The sequence below is a fragment of the Mycobacterium sp. AMU20-3851 genome (genome assembly GCF_043974665.1).
In the GTDB taxonomy this organism is placed as follows: domain Bacteria; phylum Actinomycetota; class Actinomycetes; order Mycobacteriales; family Mycobacteriaceae; genus Mycobacterium.
This window is the reverse complement of record NZ_CP146371.1, coordinates 2,895,247-2,918,136: the sequence shown is the minus strand read 5'-3', so window position 1 is coordinate 2,918,136 and position 22,890 is coordinate 2,895,247. Positions and strand designations below refer to the sequence as shown.

Here is a 22,890-nt window from a genome sequence, read left to right as displayed (position 1 = left end):
GGCGGGTACGTTGATCGCCATGAGCTCACTGCACGGCAAGGTCGTCTTCATCACCGGGGGTGCCCGCGGTGTGGGCGCGGAGGTGGCCCGCCGGCTGCGCCGCAAGGGCGCGAAACTGGTGCTCACCGACCTCGATGCCGCACCGCTGGCCGAGCTCGCCGCCGAGTTGGGCGGTGAGGCCCACGTGCTGACCGCGCTGGCCGACGTGCGTGACCTGGCGGCCATGCAACGCGCCGCCGACGCGGCGGTGGCGCGTTTCGGGGGTATCGACGTGGTGCTGGCGAACGCCGGAATCGCCAGCTTCGGCTCCGTCCTGCAGGTCGATCCCGCCGCCTTCAAACGGGTGCAGGACGTCAACGTCGTCGGCGTGTTCAACACGGTCCGCGCCACGCTGCCGTCGGTGATCGAGCGGCGCGGCTACGTGCTGGTGGTCTCCTCGCTGGCAGCCTTCACCTCGGCGCCGGGGCTGGCGGCTTACCACGCCTCCAAGGCCGGCGCGGAGTACTTCGCCAACACGCTGCGCCTGGAGGTGGCCCACCTCGGGGTGGACGTCGGTTCGGCCCACATGAGCTGGATCGACACCCCGCTGGTGCAGGACGCCAAGGCCGATCTGGCCGCGTTCCGTGAGATGCTCACCCGGATGCCCGGCCCACTCAAACGCACCACCACGGTCACCGAATGCGGCGCCGCATTCGTCAAGGGCATCGAACGCCGCAAGAAGCGGATCTACTGCCCGGCCTGGGTCGGGGTGTTCCGGTGGATCCGGCCGCTGGTCTCGACCCCGTTGGCCGAGCGTGACATCCGGCGGTTCACCCCCGAACTCCTGCCCGAACTCGACGCCGAGGCAGCCGCCCTGGGCCGCAACACCAGCGCCCGCACCGAAGCATTGGAGAAGCAGTGACCCGTCTGCTCTGGGTGATGGTCCTCGTCGCCGCCCTCGCGGGCTGCAGTCCTGCCGCCAGGGAACCGGACCCGACCCCGACGCAGAGCCCCGCCGCGGACCGTCCGGTCTCGCTCGACGAGGCCCGGGCGATCGCGAAAGAGGCCTACATCTACGGGTTTCCGATGGTCGACAACTATCGGGTGCAGTACGCCTACTTCGTGAACAAGGACGACCCCGAATACAAGGGCGGCTGGAACGCCATCCACAACTTCGCCCGGGTGTACACCCCCGAGGACACCGCGATCCAGACCCCGAACTCGGACACCCCGTATTCGTTCGTCGGTGCGGACCTGCGCGCCGAACCATTGGTGCTGACGGTGCCGCCGATCGAACAGGACCGCTACTACTCACTGCAGTTCGTCGACGGCTACACCTACAACGTCGGGTATGTGGGCAGCCGCTCCACCGGCAACGCCGGTGGGCGATACCTGCTGGCCGGGCCCGGTTGGCAGGGCGACAAACCCGAGGGCATCGACGAGGTCATCCGGGCCGGCACGGATCTGGCGTTCGTGATGTACCGGACCCAACTGTTCGGCCCGTCCGACATCGACAACGTCAAGAAGATCCAGGCCGGCTACCAGGTGGCGCCGCTGTCGGTGGCGCTCAACCAGCCGTCGCCGGCCGCCGCCCCGCCGATCGACTTCACCCCGCCGCTGACCGCGGAGGCGCAGAAGACCTCGCCGCAGTTCTTCGAGGTACTCAATGCCGCGCTGCGGTTCGCCCCGGCGGCACCGGGCGAACAGGAACTGCGGGACCGGTTCGCGCGCATCGGTATCGGCCCGGACGGGGACTTCGACGCCGACAAACTGAGCCCGGAGATGCGCACGGCCGTCGAGGACGGCATGGCCGACGCGTGGGCAGAGTTCGACGCATTCAAGAAGGACAAGGTGGACACCGGCGAGGTCGGGTCGGCGCAGTTCTTCGGCACCGCCGAGCAGCTGGACGGCAACTATCTCTACCGGATGGCGGGCGCGGTGCTGGGGATCTACGGCAACACCGCGGCCGAGGCGCTGTATCCGAGCGCGATGAACGACTCCGACGGGGCGCCGCTGACCGGGGCGCAGAAGTACACCTACCGGTTCGAGCCGGGGCAGTTGCCGCCGGTCAACGCGTTCTGGTCGCTGACCATGTACGAGCTGCCGTCCAGCCAGCTGGTGCAGAATCCGATCAACCGCTACCTGGTCAACTCGGAGATGCTGCCCGACCTGATCCAGGACCCAGACGGCGGCTACTCGCTGAACATCCAACACGAGTCGCCCGGTCCGGGCCGGGAAGCGAACTGGCTGCCGGCCCCGGAGGGCCCGTTCGTCGTAGTGTTGCGGCTGTACTGGCCCAAACCGGACGCGCTGAACGGCAGCTGGCAGGCGCCGCAGCCGGAGCGGGTCGGCTAGCGGCTCTGGCCTGACCGGCCGCTCAGCGGCTCAGGCCTGATCGGCCGCTCAGCGGCCGCGCCTTCGCAGGTAGCGCTCGAACTCCGCGGCCAGCGCATCGCCGTCGATCTTGCCGAGAGCCTCGTTCATGTCCACCTCGGCGTCGCCGCGTTCCTCCAGCGACTGCACGTACTCGGCGATCTCGTCGTCCTCGGCGGTCATCTCGGTGACCGCCTGCTCCCATTCCTCGGCCGCGGTGGGCAGGTCGGCCAACGGCACCTCGATGTCGAGGACGTCCTCGACGCGCCGCAGCAGCGCCACGGTGGCCTTCGGGTTGGGCGGCTGCGACACATAGTGGGGGACCGCCGCCCAGAACGTCACCGCCGGGATCCCGGCCTGCACGCAGGCGTCCTGGAACACCCCGGCGATACCGGTCGGCCCCTCGTAGCGGGTCTCCTCCAGCCCGAAGAGCTTGGCCGACTCCGCCGAGTACGCGGCACCGGACACCGGGACCGGGCGGGTGTGCGGCGTGTCGGCGAGCAGCGCGCCCAGGATGACGACGGTGTCGACGTTCAGCTTGTCGGCGATGGCCAGCAGCTCTGCGCAGAACGTACGCCAGCGCATGTTCGGTTCGACGCCGTGCATCAACACGATGTCGCGATCGCTGCCGGGCGGGCGGCAGTGCGAGATTCGCATCGACGGCCAGACCAACTCACGTGTGACGCCGTCGATCTGGCGGATGACCGGCCGATTCACCTGGTAGTCGTAGTAGCTCTCATCGTCGATCTCGACGATGGTCTCGGCTTCCCATATCGAGTCCAGGTGCTCCAGAGCCCCGCTCGCCGCGTCGCCGGCGTCGTTCCAGCCCTCGAAGGCCGCCACCACAACTGTGTTCTGCAGTTCCGGCAGGCCGGGCACGTTCGCATCCGACGGTGTCACACTGCCAGCGTAAGCCCTGGATCGCGGTGATGAGCCACGGCGGGCCGCACGGCGATGTGCCGGCCGGAACCCGGTGGTCGGGGCGGCGGGAGACAAACCCATTTGGCTAGCCGGACTACTCTGTTCATGTGACCGCCGGCTTCCGACACCCGCACGACACCCGCCGACCGGATGTGCCCGGCCGGCGTGTCATGCCCGGTGCCGGCATCCTGGCCGGTGTCCATGAGGTCGAGACCAAATACGTTGGACTACAACAGGTCCAGCCAAGGTGGCGTTGACCTGCCGACAAGATCCGCGAGCTGTTGTCGCGGTGACGCCTCGGGCGTCGGGACGCCCATCGGGTGACGACGTAGACTTTCGAGGGTCGAGAGGCGTTGCAACGGTTATCCGGGGCCATTCCCCCTGGTATCCGCCACGCTCGGCAGAGTCAAGGACGCCTTCCGCCACCGGAAGGAGTGCACGTGACAGGCCTTGAGCCGAACATCCGCCCCGACTGCATCGACGAGCTGACCGCGGCGCTGCAGCAGCGGATCGTGGTGATCGACGGCGCGATGGGCACGGCGATCCAGCGGGACCGCCCCGACGAGGCCGGCTACCGCGGCGACCGGTTCAAGGACTGGCCGAGCGACCTGGTGGGCAACAACGACCTGCTCAACCTGACGCAGCCGCAGATCATCGAGGGTATCCACCGCGAGTACCTGGAAGCGGGCGCGGACATCCTGGAGACCAACACGTTCAACGCGAACGCGGTCTCGCTGTCCGACTACGGGATGGAAGAGCTCGCCTACGAATTGAACTATGCCGGCGCCGCCCTGGCGCGTGCGGCCTGCGATGAGTTCAGCACCCCGGACAAGCCCCGTTACGTCGCCGGGGCGCTCGGGCCGACGACGCGCACCGCGTCCATCTCACCGGATGTCAACGATCCCGGTGCCCGCAACGTCTCCTACGACCAGCTGGTCGCCGCCTATCTGGAGGCGGCCAACGGCCTGGTCGACGGGGGCGCCGACCTGATCATCATCGAGACGATCTTCGACTCGCTGAACGCCAAGGCGGCCGTGTTCGCCGTCGAGACGTTGTTCGAGCAGCGCGGTCGGCGCTGGCCGGTGATCATCTCAGGCACCATCACCGACGCATCCGGGCGCACACTGTCCGGCCAGGTCACCGAGGCGTTCTGGAATGCGGTCCGGCACGCGAAGCCGATCGCGGTCGGCCTCAACTGCGCCCTCGGCGCACCCGAGATGCGGCCCTACATCGCCGAGATGGCCCGCATCGCGGACACCTACGTCTCCTGCTACCCGAACGCCGGCCTGCCCAACGCGTTCGGCGAGTACGACGAGTCCCCGGAGCGGCAGGCGTCCTACATCGCCGAGTTCGCCGACGCCGGCCTGGTCAACCTGGTGGGCGGGTGCTGCGGCACCGCACCGCCGCACATCGCCGAGATCGCCAAGGTGGTCGACGGCAAGACTCCCCGCGAACTGCCGCAGATCCCGGTGGCCACCCGGCTCTCCGGTCTGGAACCGCTGAACATCACCGACAGCTCGTTGTTCGTGAACATCGGGGAGCGCACCAACATCACCGGCTCGGCCCGGTTCCGCAACCTGATCAAGGCCGAGGACTACGACACCGCGCTGTCGGTGGCCCTGCAGCAGGTCGAGGTCGGGGCGCAGGTCATCGACATCAACATGGACGAGGGCATGATCGATGGTGTCGCCGCGATGGACCGGTTCACCAAGCTGATCGCCGCCGAACCGGACATCAGCCGGGTCCCGGTGATGATCGACTCCTCCAAGTGGGAGGTCATCGAGGCGGGCCTGAAGAACGTGCAGGGCAAGCCGATCGTCAACTCGATCTCCCTGAAGGAGGGCGAGGAGAAGTTCATCCGCGAGGCCCGGCTGTGCCGCAAGTACGGCGCGGCCGTCGTCGTGATGGCCTTCGACGAACAGGGCCAGGCCGACAACCTCGAGCGCCGCAAACAGATCTGCGGGCGCGCCTACCGGATCCTGACCGAAGAGGTCGGTTTCCCCGCCGAGGACATCATCTTCGACCCGAACTGCTTCGCGCTGGCCACCGGTATCGAGGAGCACGCCACCTACGGGATCGACTTCATCGAGGCCTGCGCCTGGATCAAGGAGAATCTGCCCGGGGTGCACATCTCCGGCGGTATCTCCAACGTGTCGTTCTCGTTCCGCGGCAACAATCCGGTCCGCGAGGCCATCCACGCGGTGTTCCTGTTCCACGCCATCAAGGCCGGCCTGGACATGGGCATCGTGAACGCCGGTGCGCTGGTGCCGTACGACTCGATCGACCCCGAGCTGCGCGAGCGCATCGAGGACGTGGTGCTCAACCGGCGCGAGGACGCGGCCGAACGGCTCCTCGAGATCGCCGAGCGGTTCAACTCCAAGGACAAGGGTGAGGACCCGAAAGCCGCGGAGTGGCGCGGCCTGCCCGTCCGGGAGCGGATCACCCACGCCCTGGTCAAGGGCATCGACGCGCACGTCGACGACGACACCGAGGAACTGCGCGCCGAGATCGCCGCCGCCGGTGGGCGGCCCATCGAGGTGATCGAGGGCCCGCTGATGGACGGCATGAACGTGGTCGGCGACCTGTTCGGCGCGGGCAAGATGTTCCTGCCCCAGGTGGTGAAGTCGGCCCGGGTGATGAAGAAGGCCGTCGCGTACCTGCTGCCGTTCATCGAGGCGGAGAAGGAAGCCAACGGAACGTCCTCGTCCAAGGACACCAACGGCACGATCGTGATGGCCACCGTGAAGGGGGACGTCCACGACATCGGGAAGAACATCGTCGGAGTCGTTCTGCAGTGCAACAACTTCGAGGTGATCGACCTCGGCGTGATGGTGCCCGCGCAGAAGATCCTGGACGCGGCCAAGGAACACGACGCCGACATCATCGGTCTGTCCGGTTTGATCACCCCGTCGCTGGACGAGATGAGCAACTTCGCCGTCGAGATGGAACGCGCGGGGCTGGAGATCCCGTTGCTCATCGGTGGCGCGACCACCTCGCGCGCGCACACGGCCGTGAAGATCTCGCCGCGCCGCAGCGGGCCGGTCGTCTGGGTCAAGGACGCGTCGCGTTCGGTTCCGGTGGCCGCCGCGCTGCTCGACGACAAACAGCGGCCGGCGCTGCTGGAGGCCACCGCGAAGGACTACGCGGCTCTTCGTGAACGGCACGCCCAGAAGAACGAGCGGCCGATGCTGACCCTGGAGAAGGCCCGGGCCAACCGGACCCCGATCGACTGGGACGGCTACACCCCGCCGGTGCCGGCCCAGGGCCTCGGCGTGCGCGAGTTCGAGAACTACGACCTGGCCGAATTGCGGGAGTACATCGACTGGCAGCCGTTCTTCAACGCCTGGGAGATGAAGGGCCGCTTCCCGGACATCCTGAACAACCCGGCGTCCGGGGAGGCCGCCCGCAAGCTGTACGACGACGCCCAGGAGATGCTGGACACCCTGATCAAGGAGAAATGGCTGACCGCCAACGGGGTGATCGGCTTCTTCCCGGCCAACGCCGTCGGCGACGATATCGAGGTCTACACCGACGAGACCCGGTCACAGGTGCGGACCACCCTGCACAACCTGCGCCAGCAGGGGGAGCACCGCGACGGCATCCCGAACCGGTCCCTGGGTGACTTCATCGCCCCCAGAGAAACCGGTCTGCAGGATTTCGTCGGGGCGTTCGCCGTCACCGCGGGCCTGGGCAGCCAGGACAAGATCATGGAGTTCAAGGCCGACCACGACGACTACAGCGCGATCCTGCTGGAGTCGCTGGCCGACCGGCTGGCCGAGGCGTTCGCCGAGCGGCTGCACCAGCGGGTGCGCCAGGAGTTCTGGGGCTATCAGCCCGACGAGCAGCTCGACAACGAAGCGCTGATCGGGGAGCGCTACGTCGGGATCCGTCCGGCCCCCGGCTACCCGGCCTGCCCGGAGCACACCGAGAAGACCACGCTCTTCGACCTGATGGACGTCACCGAGCGGACCGGTATCGAGCTGACCGAGTCGATGGCGATGTGGCCCGGAGCCGCCGTCAGCGGCTGGTACTTCTCGCACCCGCAGTCGCAGTACTTCGTGGTGGGCCGGTTGGCTCAGGACCAGGTCGCCGATTATGCGCGGCGCAAGGGCTGGACCCTGGCCGAGGCGGAGCGCTGGCTGGCCCCCAACCTCGGCTACAACCCGGAGGACTGACCCCCGGAACCGTTGTCCGGCAAGGAGAACTGATCGGCGTTGCGGCGGGCCCACTCGTCGATCGAGATCGCCGGTGCGCCGGTCAGTTCGGCGACGAGGCCGTTGGCCTGCTGCGGCGCCTGCACTCCGGCCGCCAGGAGGTCGACGTACCAGTTCGCCTGGTCACCCATGACCGGCGCGAGCGTCGCCAGGGCCTCTTCGCGGCTGCACGTCTCGAACCGCACCGGCCGGCCGATGCCGACCCCGATCTGTTCGGCGATCTGGGCCCGGGTCAGCGCCTGCGGTCCGGTCAGCTCGTACATCTGCCCCAGATGATCGTCGGGCGCGGCGAGCAGGGCTGCTGCGACGCGGGCGATGTCGTCCATCGCGATCGGGGCCTCGACCACGTCGGGGTAGGGCTCACGAACCGTGCCGGTGGCCGCGATCTGCGGGGCCCACATGGCGAAGTTCTCGCAGAACTCACCCGGCCCGAGCTGGATGGTTGGCACGCCCGCCCCGGCGATCGTATCGGCGTGCTGCTGCCAGTGCGCGCCACCGGAAAGCGCCACCAGGCAGGACACCCGGGCCGCCGCGATCATCTCGCAGGTGATGCCGATCGTCGGCGGGTACGGCGCCAGGTACAGCCGGTCCACGTCGGCCAGCGCCACCGACAGCGTCTCCGGCTTGCCGAGGTAGCCGGTGACCACCTCCACGCCCTCGGGCAGATTCGCCTTGGCGGGATTGTTGGTCAGTGCCCGGATATCGGGGACCTCCAGTTCGAGTAGTCGATCCACGACCTTTCGGCCGATGTTGCCGGTGGCGCCCGTCACAAGAACCGTCATGCGACCACGTTAACCGCGCGCACCGACGGCCTTCGATTTTCCGGCCCGCCCGGTCGATGAGAGGATGGCAAACATGCGTGCTGTGTTGTGGGATATGGACGGCACCATCGTGGACTCCGAAAAGCTCTGGGATTTCGGCATTCACGAGCTCTACCGCCGACACGGACGGCAGCTGAGCGCACAGGTGCGGACCAGCACGATCGGCGGCTCCAGCGAGACCGTGATGAACATCGTGTACGCCGATCTGGGCCTGGAGCCCGATCCCGCGGACATGGCCCGGACCGCGGACTGGCTGCACGAGTACGTCGGGGGACTCTTCGCGGCCGGCCTGCCCTGGTGCGCCGGCGCACGGGAGATGCTCGAGGGGCTGTCCGCGGCCGGCGTGCCGATGGCGTTGGTCACCAACACCCGTCGCGATCTGGCCGATCAGGCGCTGGAGTCGATCGGCCGGCACTACTTCTCGGTGTCGGTGTGCGGGGACGAGGTGCCCGCCGGCAAACCGTCGCCCGACCCGTATCTGCGGGCCGCCGAGATTCTCGGCCTGCGCCCCGCGGACTGCCTGGCCATCGAGGATTCGGTGACCGGATCGACCTCGGCGGAGTCCGCCGGGTGCCCGGTTCTGGTCGTGCCCAACGAGATCGAGGTGCCTGTCGGCCCGCTGCGCCGGCACGCCGAGTCGCTGGCCGGGCTGTCGGTGTCCGATCTACGGGTCGTGCACAGCGAACTCGGTGAAGCATTGGACGAACGCAGCGCCTGATCCGGGCCCGATCCCACCGCGTCTGTGCGATTGTGATGTGACACCCATCGCAGCACGATGCGGAAGGACGAGTCGATGACACACGGTCCGGTCGGCGGAGATGACGCTTCGTTCCTCGACGATGATTCCGGGTTCCACTCCGGTCACACAGCGGTAAGGATCGCCGCGGTGGCCGCACTCGGCGGCCTGCTGTTCGGCTACGACAGCGCGGTGATCAACGGCGCGGTGGACTCTATCCAGGAAGACTTCGGGATCGGCAACTACGCGCTGGGGCTCGCCGTCGCCTCGGCGCTGCTAGGTGCCGCCGCCGGCGCCCTGTCGGCCGGCCGCATCGCGGACCGGATCGGGCGCATCGCGGTGATGAAGATCGCCGCGGTGCTGTTTCTCATCAGCGCATTCGGCAGCGGTTTGGCTCCCGAGACCATCACCCTGGTGGTGTTCCGCATCGTCGGCGGGATCGGCGTCGGTGTCGCCTCGGTCATCGCGCCGGCTTACATCGCCGAGACCTCACCACCCGGGATCCGCGGCCGGCTGGGCTCGCTGCAGCAACTGGCGATCGTGCTGGGCATCTTCGCCTCGTTCGCGGTGAACTGGCTGCTGCAGTGGATCGCCGGCGGACCCAACGAGGTGCTGTGGCTGGGCCTGGACGCCTGGCGCTGGATGTTCCTGGCGATGGCGGTGCCCGCCGTGCTGTACGGCAGCCTGGCCTACACCATTCCGGAGTCTCCGCGTTATCTCGTTGCCGCCCACAAGATTCCGGAAGCCCGTCGGGTGCTGACCATGCTGCTCGGGCAGAGGAATCTGGAGATCACCATCACTCGCATCCGGGACACCCTGGAGCGCGAGGACGAGCCGTCCTGGCGTGACCTGAAGAAACCGACCGGCGGCATCTACGGCATCGTGTGGGTCGGCCTGGGCCTGTCGATCTTCCAGCAGTTCGTCGGGATCAACGTCATCTTCTACTACTCGAATGTGCTCTGGCAGGCCGTCGGTTTCAGTGCCGACGACTCGGCGATCTACACCGTGATCACCTCGGTGGTCAACGTGCTGACCACGCTGATCGCGATCGGGCTGATCGACAAGATCGGCCGCAAGCCGCTGCTTCTGATCGGTTCGGCGGGGATGGCGGTCACCCTGGGCACCATGGCCGTCATCTTCGCCAACGCCACGGTCAACCCCGACGGCACGCCCAGCCTGCCCGGTGCGTCCGGCGTGATCGCATTGATCGCCGCGAACCTGTTCGTCGTCGCGTTCGGCATGTCCTGGGGCCCGGTGGTGTGGGTGCTGTTGGGCGAGATGTTCCCCAACCGCATCCGGGCGGCCGCGCTGGGGTTGGCCGCGGCCGGCCAGTGGGCGGCGAACTGGTTGATCACGGTCACCTTCCCCGAACTGCGCAATCAGCTGGGCCTGGCCTACGGTTTCTATGCGTTGTGTGCCGTGCTGTCGTTCCTGTTCGTGACGAAGTGGGTGCGTGAAACCAAGGGCGTCTCATTGGAGGACATGCACGCCGAGGTACTCAGCGAGGGGGACCGCCCGGCGCCTCGGTGAGCGGCCGGGCCGGTGAGGTGAAACCCGCGTGACCGCGCGAACGGGTCCGTGAAAGAATTGCGGTCCGTGAAGACCTTCGACGGCCTGTTCGCCGAGCTGAGTGAGAAAGCACAGACCCGGCCTGCCGGTAGTGGGACGGTCGCGGCGCTGGACGCCGGTGTGCACGGGCTGGGTAAGAAGATCCTCGAGGAGGCCGGCGAGGTGTGGCTGGCCGCCGAGCACGAGAGCGACGACGCACTCGCCGAGGAGATCAGCCAGTTGCTCTACTGGACTCAGGTACTGATGCTCAAGCGCGGTCTGAGCCTCGACGACGTGTACCGGAACCTGTGATGGCGCACGCAACGCGGGCCGGGGTGCTGCGAGTCGCGGTGCCCAACAAGGGCGCCCTCAGCGAGTCCGCCGCCGAAATCCTGTCCGAGGCCGGTTACCGGCGACGGACCGACTCCAAGGATCTGACGGTCGTCGACCCGGCCAACAATGTCGAATTCTTCTTCCTGCGGCCCAAGGACATCGCGATCTACGTGGGTTCGGGGCAGCTCGACCTCGGCATCACCGGACGCGATCTGGCCGCCGAGTCCGGCGCGCCGGTGCGGGAACGGTTGGCCCTCGGATTCGGGTCGTCCACGTTCCGCTACGCGGCACCGGCCGGCCAGAGCTGGACCGTCGACAAGCTGGCCGGCAAGCGGATCGCCACCGCTTACCCGAATCTGGTTCGTAAGAATTTGGCGGACAAGGGAATCGAGGCGACCGTCATCCGCCTCGACGGTGCCGTGGAGATATCCATCCAGCTCGGGGTGGCCGACGTCATCGCCGACATCGTCGGCTCCGGACGCACTCTGGGGCTGCACAATCTGGTGGCCTTCGGGGAATCGCTGTGCGACTCCGAGGCGGTCCTGATCGAGCGGACGGATGCCGAGCCGGACCCTGCCCGCGACCAGCTGGCCGCCCGCGTCCAGGGCGTGGTTTTCGGCCAGCAGTACCTGATGCTCGACTACGACTGCCCGCGCAGCGTGCTGGAGGCGGCCAGCGCCGTCACCCCGGGGCTCGAGTCGCCCACGATCGCTCCGCTGGCTGACCCGGACTGGGTGGCGGTGCGGGCGCTGGTGCCGCGGCGCGACGTCAACTCGATCATGGACGAGCTCGCCGCGATCGGCGCCAAGGCGATCCTGGCCTCCGACATCAGGTTCTGCCGCTTCTGAGCCGATTCGATTAACCGGGCCTGTAACCGTTCTGCGTGTTAGCGTCCGGGAAAATCATCGGTGTGCCCGGAGGTGGTCATGACGATCGTTCTCGTTCTGGTGCTGGCCCTGCTGATCGGTGTCGTCGCCGGTCTGCGGGCGCTGACGCCACCCGCCGTGGTCGCCTGGGGCGGTGCGCTGGGCTGGATCGATCTGGACGGCACCTGGGCCGAGTGGGTGGCCCACCCCATCACCGTCACGGTGCTCACCATCCTGCTGGTGGTGGAGCTGGTCACCGATCAGCTTCCCAACACCCCGGCGCGGACGGTGGCCGCACAATTCTCGGCCCGGCTGCTGACCGGCGGGTTCGCCGGTGCGGTTCTGGTCACCGGCGCCTTGGTGGCGGTCAAGACCGGCACCGTGGTCTCCGGTATCGGGGCCGGGGTCATCGGCGCGGTGCTGGGCACCCTGGGCGGCTACCGGGCCCGCAGGGCCCTCGTGGAGCGCAACGGTGGCAACGACCTTCCCGTCGCCCTCGTCGAGGACGCGGTGGCCGTTCTCGGCGGGTTCGCCGTCGTCGCACTCGCGACCCTGATCTGATGCCCGCCGACGTCACCGAATTCGACGCGATCATCGTCGGGGCCGGTCAGGCCGGACCACCGTTGGCCGGCCGGCTGACCGCGGCCGGCCAGAAGGTGGCCGTGATCGAACGCAAACTCGTCGGCGGCACCTGTGTGAACTATGGGTGCATCCCCACCAAGACCCTGGTAGCCAGTGCGCATGCCGCGCACATCGCCCGCCGCGGTGCCGACTTCGGCATCGGCACGGGCGAGATCACCGTCGACATGGCCCGGGTCAAGGCCCGCAAGGACGGCATCGTCGAAGGCGACCGGCGCGGTGTGGAGAACTGGATCGACGGGATGGACGGCGCGACGCTGCTGCGCGGGCACGCCCGCTTCACCGATCCGCACACCCTCGACCTGGACGGCAGGGCGCTGGGCGCGGACCGGATCTTCCTCAACGTGGGCGGCCGGGCCGTGGTGCCGGACCTGCCGGGCCTGTCCGACATCGACTACCTGACCAATGTTTCTGTCCTGGAACTGGATACCGTGCCCGAGCACCTCGTCATCGTCGGCGGGAGCTACATCGCCCTGGAGTTCGCGCAGATGTACCGCCGCTTCGGCGCCCGGGTGTCGGTGCTCGAGCGGGGCCCGCGACTGACCTCACGCGAGGACGAGGATGTCTCGGCGGCCATCCGCGAGATCCTGGAGGCCGAAGGGATCGAGATCCACCCCGGCGCCGATGACATCCGTTTCACCAAGCTGGAGAACGGATTTCAGGTCAGCACCGGTGCCGGGGCCGATCCGATCGTCGGCAGCCACGCGTTGATCGCCGTCGGCCGGACGCCCAACACCGACGATCTCGGTCTGCAGAACGCCGGTGTGCGCACCGACCACCGCGGCTACATCGAGGTCGACGACACCCTGCGCACCAGTGTCGGACACATCTGGGCGATGGGGGACTGCAACGGCCGGGGTGCGTTCACCCACACCTCCTACAACGATTTCGAAATCGTGGCCGCGAACCTGCTCGACGACGACCCGCGCCGGGTCAGTGACCGGGTTCCGACCTACGCGCTCTACATCGACCCGCCGCTGGGCCGGGCCGGGATGACCGCCGACGAGGTGCGCCGCTCGGGCCGGAAAGCGTTGGTGGGCAAGCGCCCCATGACGCGCGTCGGGCGCGCGGTGGAGAAGGGTGAGACCCAGGGCTTCATGAAGGTGGTGGTCGACGCCGAGACCGAGCAGATCCTGGGCGCCGCGATCCTCGGGGTCGGCGGTGACGAGGTGGTGCACGCCATCCTGGACGTGATGACCGCGAAACTGCCCTACACCGCGATCTCGCGCACGATGCACATCCATCCCACCGTGAGCGAGCTGGTGCCGACCCTGCTGCAGGACCTCAAGCCGCTGACATAGCCGCGCGTCCGGCATTGAGCTGGGCGGTGACCTCGGCGACGCGCTGTCCGAGGTGCCGGCAGGTCGCGACGTCGGCGGGGTGGACGTTCTCGGCTGCGGCGTCGACATCGGTCTGCGCGCCGGCGCCGAGCCAGAACCCGAGCCGGTTCAGGTCGTGCTCGCTGCCGGTCGAGGAGTTCCAGCCCGGACCCAAACCCAAACTGACCCAATGCATGTGGTGCTGGGCGGCGAACACGCTCATGGAGATCAAGGCGGTCAGCTTGTCGCCGCTCTTGGCGCCGGAGTTGGTGAAACCCGCGGCGACCTTGTCCCGCCAGGCACCGGTGATGCAGCGCCGCCCGGTCTTCTCCGTGAACGCCTGGAATCCGGCCGACACGTTGCCCATGTAGGTGGCGGCGCCGAAGATGATCGCGTCGGCCCCGTCCAGCAGGGCCCAGTCCGCGTCGGCCATGGTGTCGACGGGCACCTCGTGCACGGTGGCCCCGCCGGCACGCGCACCATCGGCGACCGCGGAGGCCAGGGTCGCGGTGTGCCCGAATCCGGAGTGGTAGGCGATGACGATCGCCGCGGTCCCGAATGTGTGTGCGGTCATGAGAACTCCTCAGCTGTCGGCGCGAAGCCCGAGATGGCCTGCACGCGTTGCGCCCAATTGGGTAACGGTTCACTGGCAAGATGTGCGGCGAGCCGGTCGAGGAACGCGTGTGTCCCGGTCCGGAAGCCGTTGGCGTTCGGTGCGCTGAGCCCCCGGTGACTGAACCGCAGCAGGGTGCCCGTCCCTTCGGGACTGAGCTCATAGCGGACCACCCCGGGCTCGACGATGGGCTGGAGCCACTCGTGTTCGAAAACGTGCGGCGGGTCCCACACCAGGATCCGGCCGGTCATCCGCTTGCGCTCGGGCGGTAGCGGTGGACCGGAGGCGACGGTATCAATCATTCCGCCCTCTCGCGGGTCGATCACGGTGCGTCCCAGCCACTTTCCGCGGTGATCGGGATCGGTGATCGCGGTCCACACCTGCTCGACCGGATAGGGGAATCGGCGTTCGAAGTGCAGCACCGCGCGGTCACCGTCGACGACGACACGGCCGTCAGGCGCGGTCACGACGACTCCCCGAAGGTTGTGCGCAGGTGGTCTTCGAGTGCGTCGAGGCGGTTGGCCCAGAAATGCCGGTAGGACGCGATCCAGGCGTCCATCTCGACGAGCCCGTCGGCGCGCAGGGCGTAGATGCGCCGCTGCGCATCGGAACGGACCTCGACCAGGCCGACCTCGCGCAGCACCCGGAGATGACGGGACACGGTCGGCTGGGTCAGCCCGGGCAGGGTTTCGACCAACTCGCCCGCGCTGCGCTCGCCGTGCCGCAGTGCGTCGAGCAGGGTGCGCCGGCTGGGTTCGGCGACGGCCTCGAAGACATCCACCCCACCAGTATTGCCCATCATCTATATAGATGCAAGCACATACAGGTCAGTGGGCGGCCCGCAGCATTCGCAGCAGGCCGATCTCGGAACCGTTCTTGGCCAACTCGATATTCAGCCACAGCACGGTGTCGGCGACGGTCCGGCCCGCGCCCGGCCCCCACGGGAAGTCACAGGGGGCGCCGAGATCGTCCGGGCCCAGCGCCGCCAGGATCTCCCGCCACCGATCGCGCAGGGATCTGATCGCCTGTACCGAATTCACCGGGCCGGGCCAACCGATCTCGCCGGGCGGCCGGACGGGCATGCCGGTCAGCTCGTCGACTGCCGCCGACCACCAGTAGATGACATGCCAGGTGAGCCAGCCGATGGTCGGCACCGGGACCGGGTCCGGTTCGGTCTCAGCCCAGTCCGGGTGCCAGGATCCGCCGGCGCCGCGATGTAGCGTCCACACCACTGCGGCGGGTTCCCAAAGGAAGTCATCCTCGGTCAGTGCGCTCAGGTGAAGATCGGTCAGCTCCCAGGCCAGGTCGAACTGGTTGCGCAGGGCCTCGATCACGGCGCCCGCTGCACCAGCAGGGTCTGCGCCGAGGTGCCGATGAATCCGTGCCGGTCGAAGATCTCCGCCGTCGTCACGCCGATGCCATCGGGTCCGATCGACCCGCGGGCCCGCAACGCGAAATCGTTGCCGCGCGGCGCCCGGTGCAGGTGCACCGCGGTGTCGGTGTTCATGAACACGAACCGGTCGGGATCCAGCGCCGCTCCCACACCGTTGGCCGAGTCCACCACCATCGCCAGCCGCTGCAGATCGGTGAGCGGCTCGGAATCGACCAGTGGCACAAGTGGACTCATCCAGGACACGGCGGGCTCACCGGGCGCCGTCTGCTGTCGACGCCAGCTCACGGTGTCCAGATAGCCGGGGGCGCCCAACCATGCGTGCGCGTCGGCCGAGGCGGTGCCCTCGGTCAGGGGCGGGTACCGGTCGGTGGCCGCATCGGCGGTGTCACTGGTGGCCAGCAGCCAGGCGCTGACCCGGGCCAGCACCCGGTCGGATCCTTCGACCGCGCGCATCTCGGCGACCGCCATGGTGATCCGGGCGCCGGGGCGCTCCACCCAGGCGCGGACCTTCACCGGGGCCACCGGGATGGCGCCCAGGATGTCCAGCAACAGCCGACCCACCCGCAACTCCGGGCGATCGCTGTAGAGCTCCTCGATCGCCTTGGTCAGCAGCGCCAGCGGCGGCGACCCGTGCTGGATCGAGGAATCCCAGTTGCTGGCAGTACCTATGGTGGATTCGAAGACCTGGAATCCGTCGGACCCGGACAGCCGTCGGTAGTGCGCGTCGCTCACTCTGCCATCATCTCCGGGGCTCTTCGCCCCTGGGCCTCGGGCTGCTCCGGCCAGCCCGGATAGCGCGGCGGGGTGCCGCCGAACTCCGGGCAGAACTGCTGATGCGCACACCACCCGCACAGCTTCGAGCGGCTGGCCCGGAAGTCGCCTGTGCTGCCCGCGGATTGGATCGCCCGCCAGATCGCGGTGAGCGTCCGCTCGAAACGCTGGAGCTCATCGAGATCGGGGGAGTAGTCCAGCACCTGACCGTCGGCGAGGTAGAGCAGCCGCAGTTTCGCCGGCAGCACACCACGCGACCGCCACAGCGCGACGGCATAGAACTTCATCTGAAACAGCGCCTTGGCCTCGGCCAGGGCCCACAGCTGCGACGGTGACTTGCCGGTCTTGTAGTCGACCACCCGCATCTCGCCGGTCGCAGCGATGTCGATGCGGTCGACGAAACCGCGCAGCAGTGTGCCGTCCTCCAGCTCGACCTCGACCCGCTGTTCACAACTGTGCGGGTCGAACCGCGTCGGGTCCTCGAGTCGGTAGTAACCGGACAGCAGCTTGCGGGCGTCACGCAGCAGTTCGGTACGCAGCGCCGCGTCGAGTTCCAGCCCCGTTTCACCGGCCTCGGACACCACCCGTTCCAGCGCCGGGTCGATCAGGGTCAGCGCGGTGTCGTGGCCGCGCTCGGCCGCGGGCAGTGCGTAGAGATCCTCGAGCGCGGCGTGTACGACCGACCCGCGCAGCTGCGCGGCCGACACCGGTTCGGGCAGCCGGTCGATGGCCCGGAACCGGTACAGCAGCGGGCACTGCTTGAAATCGCTGGCCCGGGACGGTGACAGTGCCGGACGCCAACCGGTCCGCGAAGGTGCTGGCGCGCTCATACCCTGCAGCCTAAGCCCGGCTCCCGACAACGATTCGGAGGACGACGATTCGGAACGGTGGCGGCGCGTCTGGCAGGCTGACCCCGTGCAAATCACTGGTCCGTTCGTCGTCGGCGATCGCGTACAACTCACCGATGCCAAGGGACGGCACTACACCATGGTGCTCACGCCCGGTGCCGAGTTCCACACCCACCGCGGCGCCATCCCGCACGACAACGTGATCGGTCAACCCGAGGGCAGTGTCGTCAAATCGACCAATGGCGACGCCTTCCTGGTGTTGCGGCCGCTGCTCATCGACTACGTGCTGTCGATGCCGCGCGGAGCGCAGGTGATCTATCCCAAGGACGCCGCCCAGATCGTGCACGAGGGCGACATCTTTCCCGGGGCGCGGGTGCTGGAGGCCGGTGCCGGGTCCGGCGCACTGACCTGTTCGCTGCTGCGCGCGGTGGGCCCGACCGGTCAGGTCATCTCCTACGAGGTGCGCGACGACCACGCCGTGCACGCCATCCGCAACGTGGAGACGTTCTTCGGTGAGCGGCCGGCCAACTGGGATCTGCGGATCGCCGACCTGAACGAGTATCCCGCCGGGGCGAGCGCAGCGACGGGCGACCAGGAAGTCGATCGGGTGGTCCTGGACATGCTGGCGCCGTGGGAGGTGCTGGACACGGTGTCCACGGCGCTGGTGGCCGGCGGTGTGCTGATCGTCTACGTCGCGACCGTCACCCAGCTGTCCCGCGTCGTGGAGGCGCTGCGCGAGCAGCAGTGCTGGACCGAGCCCCGGGCCTGGGAGACCATGCAGCGCGGCTGGAACGTGGTGGGTCTGGCGGTGCGTCCGCAGCACAACATGCGCGGGCACACCGCGTTCCTGGTCAGCGCCCGCAAGTTGGCCCCGGGCACCGTGACGCCGACCCCGCTGCGTCGTAAACGCCCGCAGGCCTGATCCGGCCTACTCGTCGGTGCTGCGGTGCAGGCCGCGCCGGGTGGACAGCAACTCCAGCTCCGGTCGGGCCGCCACCAGGCGTTCGGCGGCGTCGAGCACATCCACGACGTGTGCGCGATCGCCGGCCACCACCGAGATGCCGATGCCGGCCCGGCGGTGCAGATCCTGATCCCCGGTTTCGGCCGCCGACACCGCGAACCGGCGGCGCAGTTCGGCGATCACCGGGCGGACCACCGAACGCTTCGCCTTCAGGGAGTGCACATCGCCGAGCAGCAGGTCACACTCCAGCCAGCCGATCCACATGGTCCTACCGCGGAGGGTCCGGCGGCTGCGGGCCCAGTTCGAGCAGTTGATCGGCGGTCTCCCGGGTCAGCTGCCAGGCGCCCTCGTACAGGGTGAACTGCATGGGGAAGGTGAAGGGGCGAGCCTGCGGGCCCGGGTTGGCCGATTCGGCGGTGACGGTCGCGACCACGTCCCCGTAGTCGGTGGGTGACCAGGACAGGTCGGCGGCCCGGAAGGTCAGCGGCGCCAACCCGCCGTCGACGGTGGCCTTGGCGAACCGGTCCAGCGCCGCGCCGTCGTCGGCGGTGGCGTGCTGGACCAGAGCGACCTTCTGCTCACCGGGAATCGATGGATCGGCGAGCTTCTGGAGCACCGCGGTCAGGGCCTCGGGCGGCGGCAACGGCGCCTGGGGAGCCGTCTCCGGCCCCGGCACCGCCGCCGAGAACGGCGACGGTTCGGGCATCGGCGGCACCGGCTCCTCGCCGCAGCCCGACAGTCCGAGCACCAGCACCGAGATGGTGGCGCTCAGGACCGCCCTGGCGGGCAGCGCGGCGAGGCGGCGCATCGTCGTGGCGTCAGCCGACCGCCGACAGCAGCGCCATCGCCGACTGCTTGGAGACCTGCCAGCCGGTCGGGCTCGGGCCGGCGATGAACGTGACGCCCTGGGTGGCGGTCCCGCCGGTGGCCGCGGTGGCGGTCACGTTCGCGGTGGCGACCGGACCGTTCACGTCGATGTCGACGACGTTGAAGGTCAGCGGGAACTGTCCCTTGGCGGCCGCGTTGCTGTAGGCGCGATCGGCGGCGATGGTCTCGATGCGGCCCAGACCGCCCTCGATGAAGACCTTCTTGCCGGCGAATCCGCCGGGACCGGCGAGCCCGGCCAGCGTCTGCGCCAACGGCGCCTGCAGTTCCGGTGCGGGCGCCTGCGGCATCGGGGTGTCCCACACGACCGGCGTGATGGCCGGGGCCGCGCCGGACGCAACGGAGGTCACTCCCGCGGTCGCTGCGGTAACGATGCCGGCTGCTGCGGCGCTGGTTACGAAGCCGATTGCGAGGGTTTTGAAGATCACGGTGGGCCTTTCAATGGGGCAAACTCATCAAGGAGGTTAACAGCGTTGCGGGTGTGTCGAATTCCTAGAGCACACACAAAGGCTGAATCGCCGGTAGCGTTGAAGGTGTTACTGCACCAACATTCGGTGCGGGAGGGAGCGCAACATGAGTGAGTCCGAGCGTTCTGGGAGTTTCGGAACACCCCACGAATCCGGTATGTCCGCCGAAGATGCCGCCGAGCTGGAGCGGTTGCGCCGCGAGGCCGCCGCGCTCCGCGAACAACTCGAGGGGACCGTCGGGCAGTCCAGTGGGTTGCGGACCGCCCGCGACGTACAGCAGCTCGAGGCGAGGATCGACTCCCTGGCGGCACGCAACGCCAAGCTGATGGACACGCTCAAGGAAGCGCGTCAGCAATTGCTGGCGCTCCGCGAGGAGGTCGACCGGCTCGGTCAGCCGCCCAGCGGCTACGGCGTGTTGCTCGCGACCTACGAGGACGAGACCGTCGACGTCTTCACCTCCGGCCGCAAGATGCGGCTGACGCTGTCCCCGAACATCGAGGCGGCCGGGCTCAAGCAGGGTCAGACGGTGCGCCTCAACGAGGCGCTGACCGTGGTGGAAGCCGGCACCTTCGAGGCAGTCGGTGAGATCAGCACGTTGCGCGAGATCCTGTCCGACGGACACCGCGCGCTGGTGGTCGGGCACGCCGACGAGGAACGCATCGTGTGGCTGGCCGAACCGCTGGTCGCCGAGGAATTCCTGCCCGAGGGCATCGAGGTGGAGCCCTCACTCGACGGTGAGCAGCCGCGCAAGCTGCGCCCGGGCGACTCGCTGCTGGTCGACACCAAGGCCGGGTATGCGTTCGAGCGCATCCCGAAGGCCGAGGTGGAGGACCTGGTGCTGGAGGAGGTGCCCGACGTCAGCTACGGCGACATCGGCGGCCTGACCCGGCAGATCGAGCAGATCCGCGATGCGGTGGAGCTGCCCTTCCTGCACAAGGACTTGTACAAGGAGTACGCGCTGCGCCCGCCCAAGGGTGTGCTGCTCTACGGTCCGCCCGGGTGCGGCAAGACGCTGATCGCCAAGGCTGTGGCGAACTCGCTGGCCAAGAAGATGGCCGAGCTGCGTGGCGAGGACTCCCGCGAGGCGAAGTCGTACTTCCTGAACATCAAGGGCCCCGAGCTGCTCAACAAGTTCGTCGGCGAGACCGAGCGCCATATCCGGTTGATCTTCCAGCGGGCCCGGGAGAAGGCATCCGAGGGCACCCCGGTGATCGTGTTCTTCGACGAGATGGACTCGATCTTCCGCACCCGCGGCACGGGCGTCAGCTCGGACGTGGAGACCACCGTGGTGCCCCAGCTGCTCAGCGAGATCGACGGTGTCGAGGGTCTGGAGAACGTGATCGTCATCGGCGCCTCCAACCGCGAGGACATGATCGACCCGGCCATCCTGCGGCCCGGCCGCCTGGACGTGAAGATCAAGATCGAGCGGCCCGACGCCGAAGCCGCCCAGGACATCTTCAGCAAGTACCTCACCGAGGATCTGCCGATCAACGACGACGATCTGCAGGAGTTCGTCGGTGACCGCGCGCTGACGATCAAGACGATGATCGAGAAGGTCGTGGACCGGATGTACGCCGAGATCGACGACAACCGGTTCCTGGAGGTCACCTACGCCAACGGTGACAAGGAAGTCATGTACTTCAAGGACTTCAACTCCGGCGCCATGATCCAGAACGTGGTGGACCGGGCGAAGAAGTACGCCATCAAGTCGGTGCTGGAGACCGGGAAGAAGGGTCTGCGTATCCAGCACCTGCTCGATTCGATCGTCGACGAGTTCGCCGAGAACGAGGATCTGCCGAACACCACCAATCCCGATGACTGGGCCCGGATCTCGGGCAAGAAGGGGGAGCGGATCGTCTACATCCGCACTCTGGTCACCGGGAAGAGTTCGTCGGCCAGCCGGGCCATCGACACCGAGTCGAACCTGGGCCAGTACCTCTGACCCTGGCACTGCACTGAGGGCATCTCCCGGCTACGGGAGGTGCCCTCAGGCGTTGGCTTCCAGCTCGAGATAGGCGTCGCGGCCGGCGAGGCTGACAGCCACGTCGGCGATCAGCGGTTCGAAGAAGCGCTGCCGGTACAGCGGATCGACGCTGGTGCTCACGGTGAAGTACAGCCCGGACAGCACGGCCACGAACAGCGAGGTGTGCACCACCGTCTGCGGAATGGGCAGATGAACCCCGAACCATGTTCCCGCACAGGGCGGTTGGCCGACCTGGCAGGTCTGTTCACCCGACCACAGCACGGTCACCTCGTAGGGGATCGCGACGATGCCGAGCGCCAGGAAGAAGGCGAACAGCCCGGCGGTGAACAGCACCACCTGAATCGCCTGGGACACCACCATCACCGCGACGACGTTGATCTGTTCGGCCCGGGACAGCGCCGTACGGGCGCCGGGGATGCCCGCGAAGGGGGTGTCTGCCAGCAGCCGGACCGGATCGTTCTGCTCGGCGCGGTCCTCCCGCAGGGCCCGCACTTCGTCACGAATGGTGGTGACCATGAAGACCAGGGCGACCATCGCGAGGAAACCCACTGTCTCCCAGAGCCGTTGGCGTGTCATCCGGGCCGAGAGTTGCCACAGCTCACCGGTGAAGTAGACCACCACGGTCAACATCAGCAGCGGCAGCGCTCGGCTCATCAGGTTGCCCAGGGCGCCCAGCTGCACCCAGGCGAACCGGAATGCCCAGGCCGCGATGGAACCGACACCCAGATAGGTGAACCAGATCGCCAGCACCGAGATCAGCACGAACAGCGGCACCTCGGCCGCTGCGGCAGCCGAGGCGCCGCTCACCGTCACCGGCATCACCACGACGAAGATGGCCATCACCGACCAGGCACCCCACCGCCGGGCCACCTCGCCGAGCGCGGAGGACCGCCGGTGCAGCGCGTAGAGCACGAACGGGGCGGCCAGCAACACCGCGGCGATGATCCCCAGCCGCGATACGTAGCCGTAGTCGGTGCTCTCCGCGGTGGTGAGCTCGGCGAGCATCATGGTCACGGCCGTCAGGGCACCGACCGAGCTGATCATCGGCGCCGACCGCTCGATCAGTCGCCGGGAACGCACCCGCCGGGTGAGCACCAGCGGCAGCCCACGGTGCAGAAACCATTCATGCACCTGCTCATCGCGTGACAGCGGCGTGGAGTCGGGCACCGCAACATTGTGCGCGATCACCGGCCGATCGGTGGCGATAAGGCACAGTGGA

General features: G+C 68.2%; 23 protein-coding genes. 11 read left to right on the top strand and 12 right to left on the bottom strand.

The window, feature by feature from the left end:
• Positions 1–19 precede the first annotated feature (19 nt).
• A complete protein-coding gene (locus tag V4U86_RS14035) occupies positions 20–901 on the top strand; it encodes an SDR family oxidoreductase (protein WP_395311793.1) in 882 nt (293 codons plus the stop codon).
• Positions 898–2,334 carry a DUF1254 domain-containing protein gene (locus V4U86_RS14030; RefSeq protein WP_395311792.1) on the top strand — a complete coding sequence of 479 codons (1,437 nt, stop codon included), beginning with the start codon at positions 898–900 and terminating at the stop codon, positions 2,332–2,334. The genes V4U86_RS14035 and V4U86_RS14030 overlap by 4 nt, the downstream gene beginning before the upstream one ends.
• A gap of 48 nt (positions 2,335–2,382) precedes the next feature.
• Here the strand turns inward: V4U86_RS14030 and V4U86_RS14025 are convergent, their stop codons facing one another.
• Entirely contained in the window at positions 2,383–3,252 is an 870-nt protein-coding gene (locus V4U86_RS14025) for a PAC2 family protein (protein WP_395311791.1), read from the bottom strand.
• Positions 3,253–3,707: 455 nt separating this feature from the next.
• Between V4U86_RS14025 and metH the strand changes: the two genes are divergently transcribed.
• Entirely contained in the window at positions 3,708–7,448 is a 3,741-nt protein-coding gene (gene metH / locus V4U86_RS14020) for a methionine synthase (RefSeq protein ID WP_395311790.1), read from the top strand.
• On the opposite strand, the gene V4U86_RS14015 is transcribed toward metH, so the two are convergent.
• Entirely contained in the window at positions 7,430–8,269 is an 840-nt protein-coding gene (locus V4U86_RS14015) for an NmrA family NAD(P)-binding protein (RefSeq protein ID WP_395311789.1), read from the bottom strand. The genes metH and V4U86_RS14015 overlap by 19 nt on opposite strands.
• A gap of 73 nt (positions 8,270–8,342) precedes the next feature.
• Here V4U86_RS14015 and V4U86_RS14010 point away from each other — a divergent pair, with 73 nt between their 5' ends.
• The 6 genes from V4U86_RS14010 (at position 8,343) to V4U86_RS13985 (ending at position 13,731) form a co-directional block, all read left to right on the top strand.
• Positions 8,343–9,026, top strand: a complete 684-nt coding sequence (locus V4U86_RS14010; protein ID WP_395311788.1) for an HAD family hydrolase — start codon at positions 8,343–8,345, stop codon at positions 9,024–9,026.
• A 75-nt stretch (positions 9,027–9,101) separates the two neighbouring features.
• The gene (locus V4U86_RS14005) at positions 9,102–10,574 is read left to right on the top strand and encodes a sugar porter family MFS transporter (RefSeq protein ID WP_395311787.1); all 1,473 of its coding nucleotides are present in this window, start codon (positions 9,102–9,104) and stop codon (positions 10,572–10,574) included.
• A gap of 48 nt (positions 10,575–10,622) precedes the next feature.
• On the top strand, positions 10,623–10,904 hold the full coding sequence (locus tag V4U86_RS14000) for a phosphoribosyl-ATP diphosphatase (RefSeq protein ID WP_073854996.1): 282 nt from the start codon (positions 10,623–10,625) through the stop codon (positions 10,902–10,904).
• A gap of 23 nt (positions 10,905–10,927) precedes the next feature.
• Positions 10,928–11,773, top strand: a complete 846-nt coding sequence (hisG, locus tag V4U86_RS13995; protein WP_395312041.1) for an ATP phosphoribosyltransferase — start codon at positions 10,928–10,930, stop codon at positions 11,771–11,773.
• A gap of 78 nt (positions 11,774–11,851) precedes the next feature.
• Complete coding sequence (locus tag V4U86_RS13990) at positions 11,852–12,352, top strand: DUF4126 family protein (protein WP_395311786.1); 501 nt, start codon at positions 11,852–11,854, stop codon at positions 12,350–12,352.
• Positions 12,352–13,731 carry an FAD-containing oxidoreductase gene (locus tag V4U86_RS13985; protein WP_395311785.1) on the top strand — a complete coding sequence of 460 codons (1,380 nt, stop codon included), beginning with the start codon at positions 12,352–12,354 and terminating at the stop codon, positions 13,729–13,731. The genes V4U86_RS13990 and V4U86_RS13985 overlap by 1 nt, the downstream gene beginning before the upstream one ends.
• Here the strand turns inward: V4U86_RS13985 and V4U86_RS13980 are convergent.
• From V4U86_RS13980 to V4U86_RS13955, 6 genes are read right to left on the bottom strand one after another with little or no spacing between them, the layout of a single operon-like run.
• Positions 13,715–14,323, bottom strand: coding sequence for a flavodoxin family protein (locus V4U86_RS13980; RefSeq protein ID WP_395311784.1), 609 nt, complete (start codon positions 14,321–14,323; stop codon positions 13,715–13,717). The two genes, V4U86_RS13985 and V4U86_RS13980, sit on opposite strands and share 17 nt — an antisense overlap.
• Entirely contained in the window at positions 14,320–14,829 is a 510-nt protein-coding gene (locus V4U86_RS13975; RefSeq protein ID WP_395311783.1) for an SRPBCC family protein, read from the bottom strand. The genes V4U86_RS13980 and V4U86_RS13975 overlap by 4 nt, the downstream gene beginning before the upstream one ends.
• The gene (locus V4U86_RS13970) at positions 14,826–15,143 is read right to left on the bottom strand and encodes an ArsR/SmtB family transcription factor (RefSeq protein ID WP_395312040.1); all 318 of its coding nucleotides are present in this window, start codon (positions 15,141–15,143) and stop codon (positions 14,826–14,828) included. The genes V4U86_RS13975 and V4U86_RS13970 overlap by 4 nt, the downstream gene beginning before the upstream one ends.
• A 46-nt stretch (positions 15,144–15,189) precedes the next feature.
• The gene (locus V4U86_RS13965; protein WP_395311782.1) at positions 15,190–15,696 is read right to left on the bottom strand and encodes a DinB family protein; all 507 of its coding nucleotides are present in this window, start codon (positions 15,694–15,696) and stop codon (positions 15,190–15,192) included.
• Positions 15,693–16,487 carry a thioesterase family protein gene (locus V4U86_RS13960; RefSeq protein ID WP_395311781.1) on the bottom strand — a complete coding sequence of 265 codons (795 nt, stop codon included), beginning with the start codon at positions 16,485–16,487 and terminating at the stop codon, positions 15,693–15,695. The genes V4U86_RS13965 and V4U86_RS13960 overlap by 4 nt, the downstream gene beginning before the upstream one ends.
• Positions 16,484–17,356, bottom strand: a complete 873-nt coding sequence (locus V4U86_RS13955) for a RecB family exonuclease (protein ID WP_395311780.1) — start codon at positions 17,354–17,356, stop codon at positions 16,484–16,486. The genes V4U86_RS13960 and V4U86_RS13955 overlap by 4 nt, the downstream gene beginning before the upstream one ends.
• Positions 17,357–17,441: 85 nt before the next feature.
• Here V4U86_RS13955 and V4U86_RS13950 point away from each other — a divergent pair, with 85 nt between their 5' ends.
• Positions 17,442–18,296: a tRNA (adenine-N1)-methyltransferase gene (locus V4U86_RS13950; RefSeq protein WP_395311779.1), complete on the top strand. Its 855-nt coding sequence runs from the start codon at positions 17,442–17,444 to the stop codon at positions 18,294–18,296.
• A 6-nt stretch (positions 18,297–18,302) separates the two neighbouring features.
• Here V4U86_RS13950 and V4U86_RS13945 read toward each other — a convergent pair whose 3' ends face one another.
• The 3 genes from V4U86_RS13945 to V4U86_RS13935 are packed head-to-tail and all read right to left on the bottom strand — an operon-like array spanning position 18,303 to position 19,648.
• Entirely contained in the window at positions 18,303–18,599 is a 297-nt protein-coding gene (locus V4U86_RS13945; RefSeq protein WP_395311778.1) for a DUF503 domain-containing protein, read from the bottom strand.
• A gap of 4 nt (positions 18,600–18,603) precedes the next feature.
• Positions 18,604–19,143, bottom strand: a complete 540-nt coding sequence (locus V4U86_RS13940) for a hypothetical protein (RefSeq protein WP_395311777.1) — start codon at positions 19,141–19,143, stop codon at positions 18,604–18,606.
• Positions 19,144–19,153: 10 nt separating this feature from the next.
• Positions 19,154–19,648 carry a hypothetical protein gene (locus V4U86_RS13935; protein WP_395311776.1) on the bottom strand — a complete coding sequence of 165 codons (495 nt, stop codon included), beginning with the start codon at positions 19,646–19,648 and terminating at the stop codon, positions 19,154–19,156.
• Between the two features lie 145 nt (positions 19,649–19,793).
• Between V4U86_RS13935 and arc the strand changes: the two genes are divergently transcribed.
• Complete coding sequence (arc, locus tag V4U86_RS13930) at positions 19,794–21,629, top strand: proteasome ATPase (protein ID WP_395311775.1); 1,836 nt, start codon at positions 19,794–19,796, stop codon at positions 21,627–21,629.
• Positions 21,630–21,674: 45 nt separating this feature from the next.
• Here the strand turns inward: arc and V4U86_RS13925 are convergent, their stop codons facing one another.
• Positions 21,675–22,838, bottom strand: coding sequence for a hypothetical protein (locus V4U86_RS13925; protein ID WP_395311774.1), 1,164 nt, complete (start codon positions 22,836–22,838; stop codon positions 21,675–21,677).
• Positions 22,839–22,890: the final 52 nt, after the last annotated feature.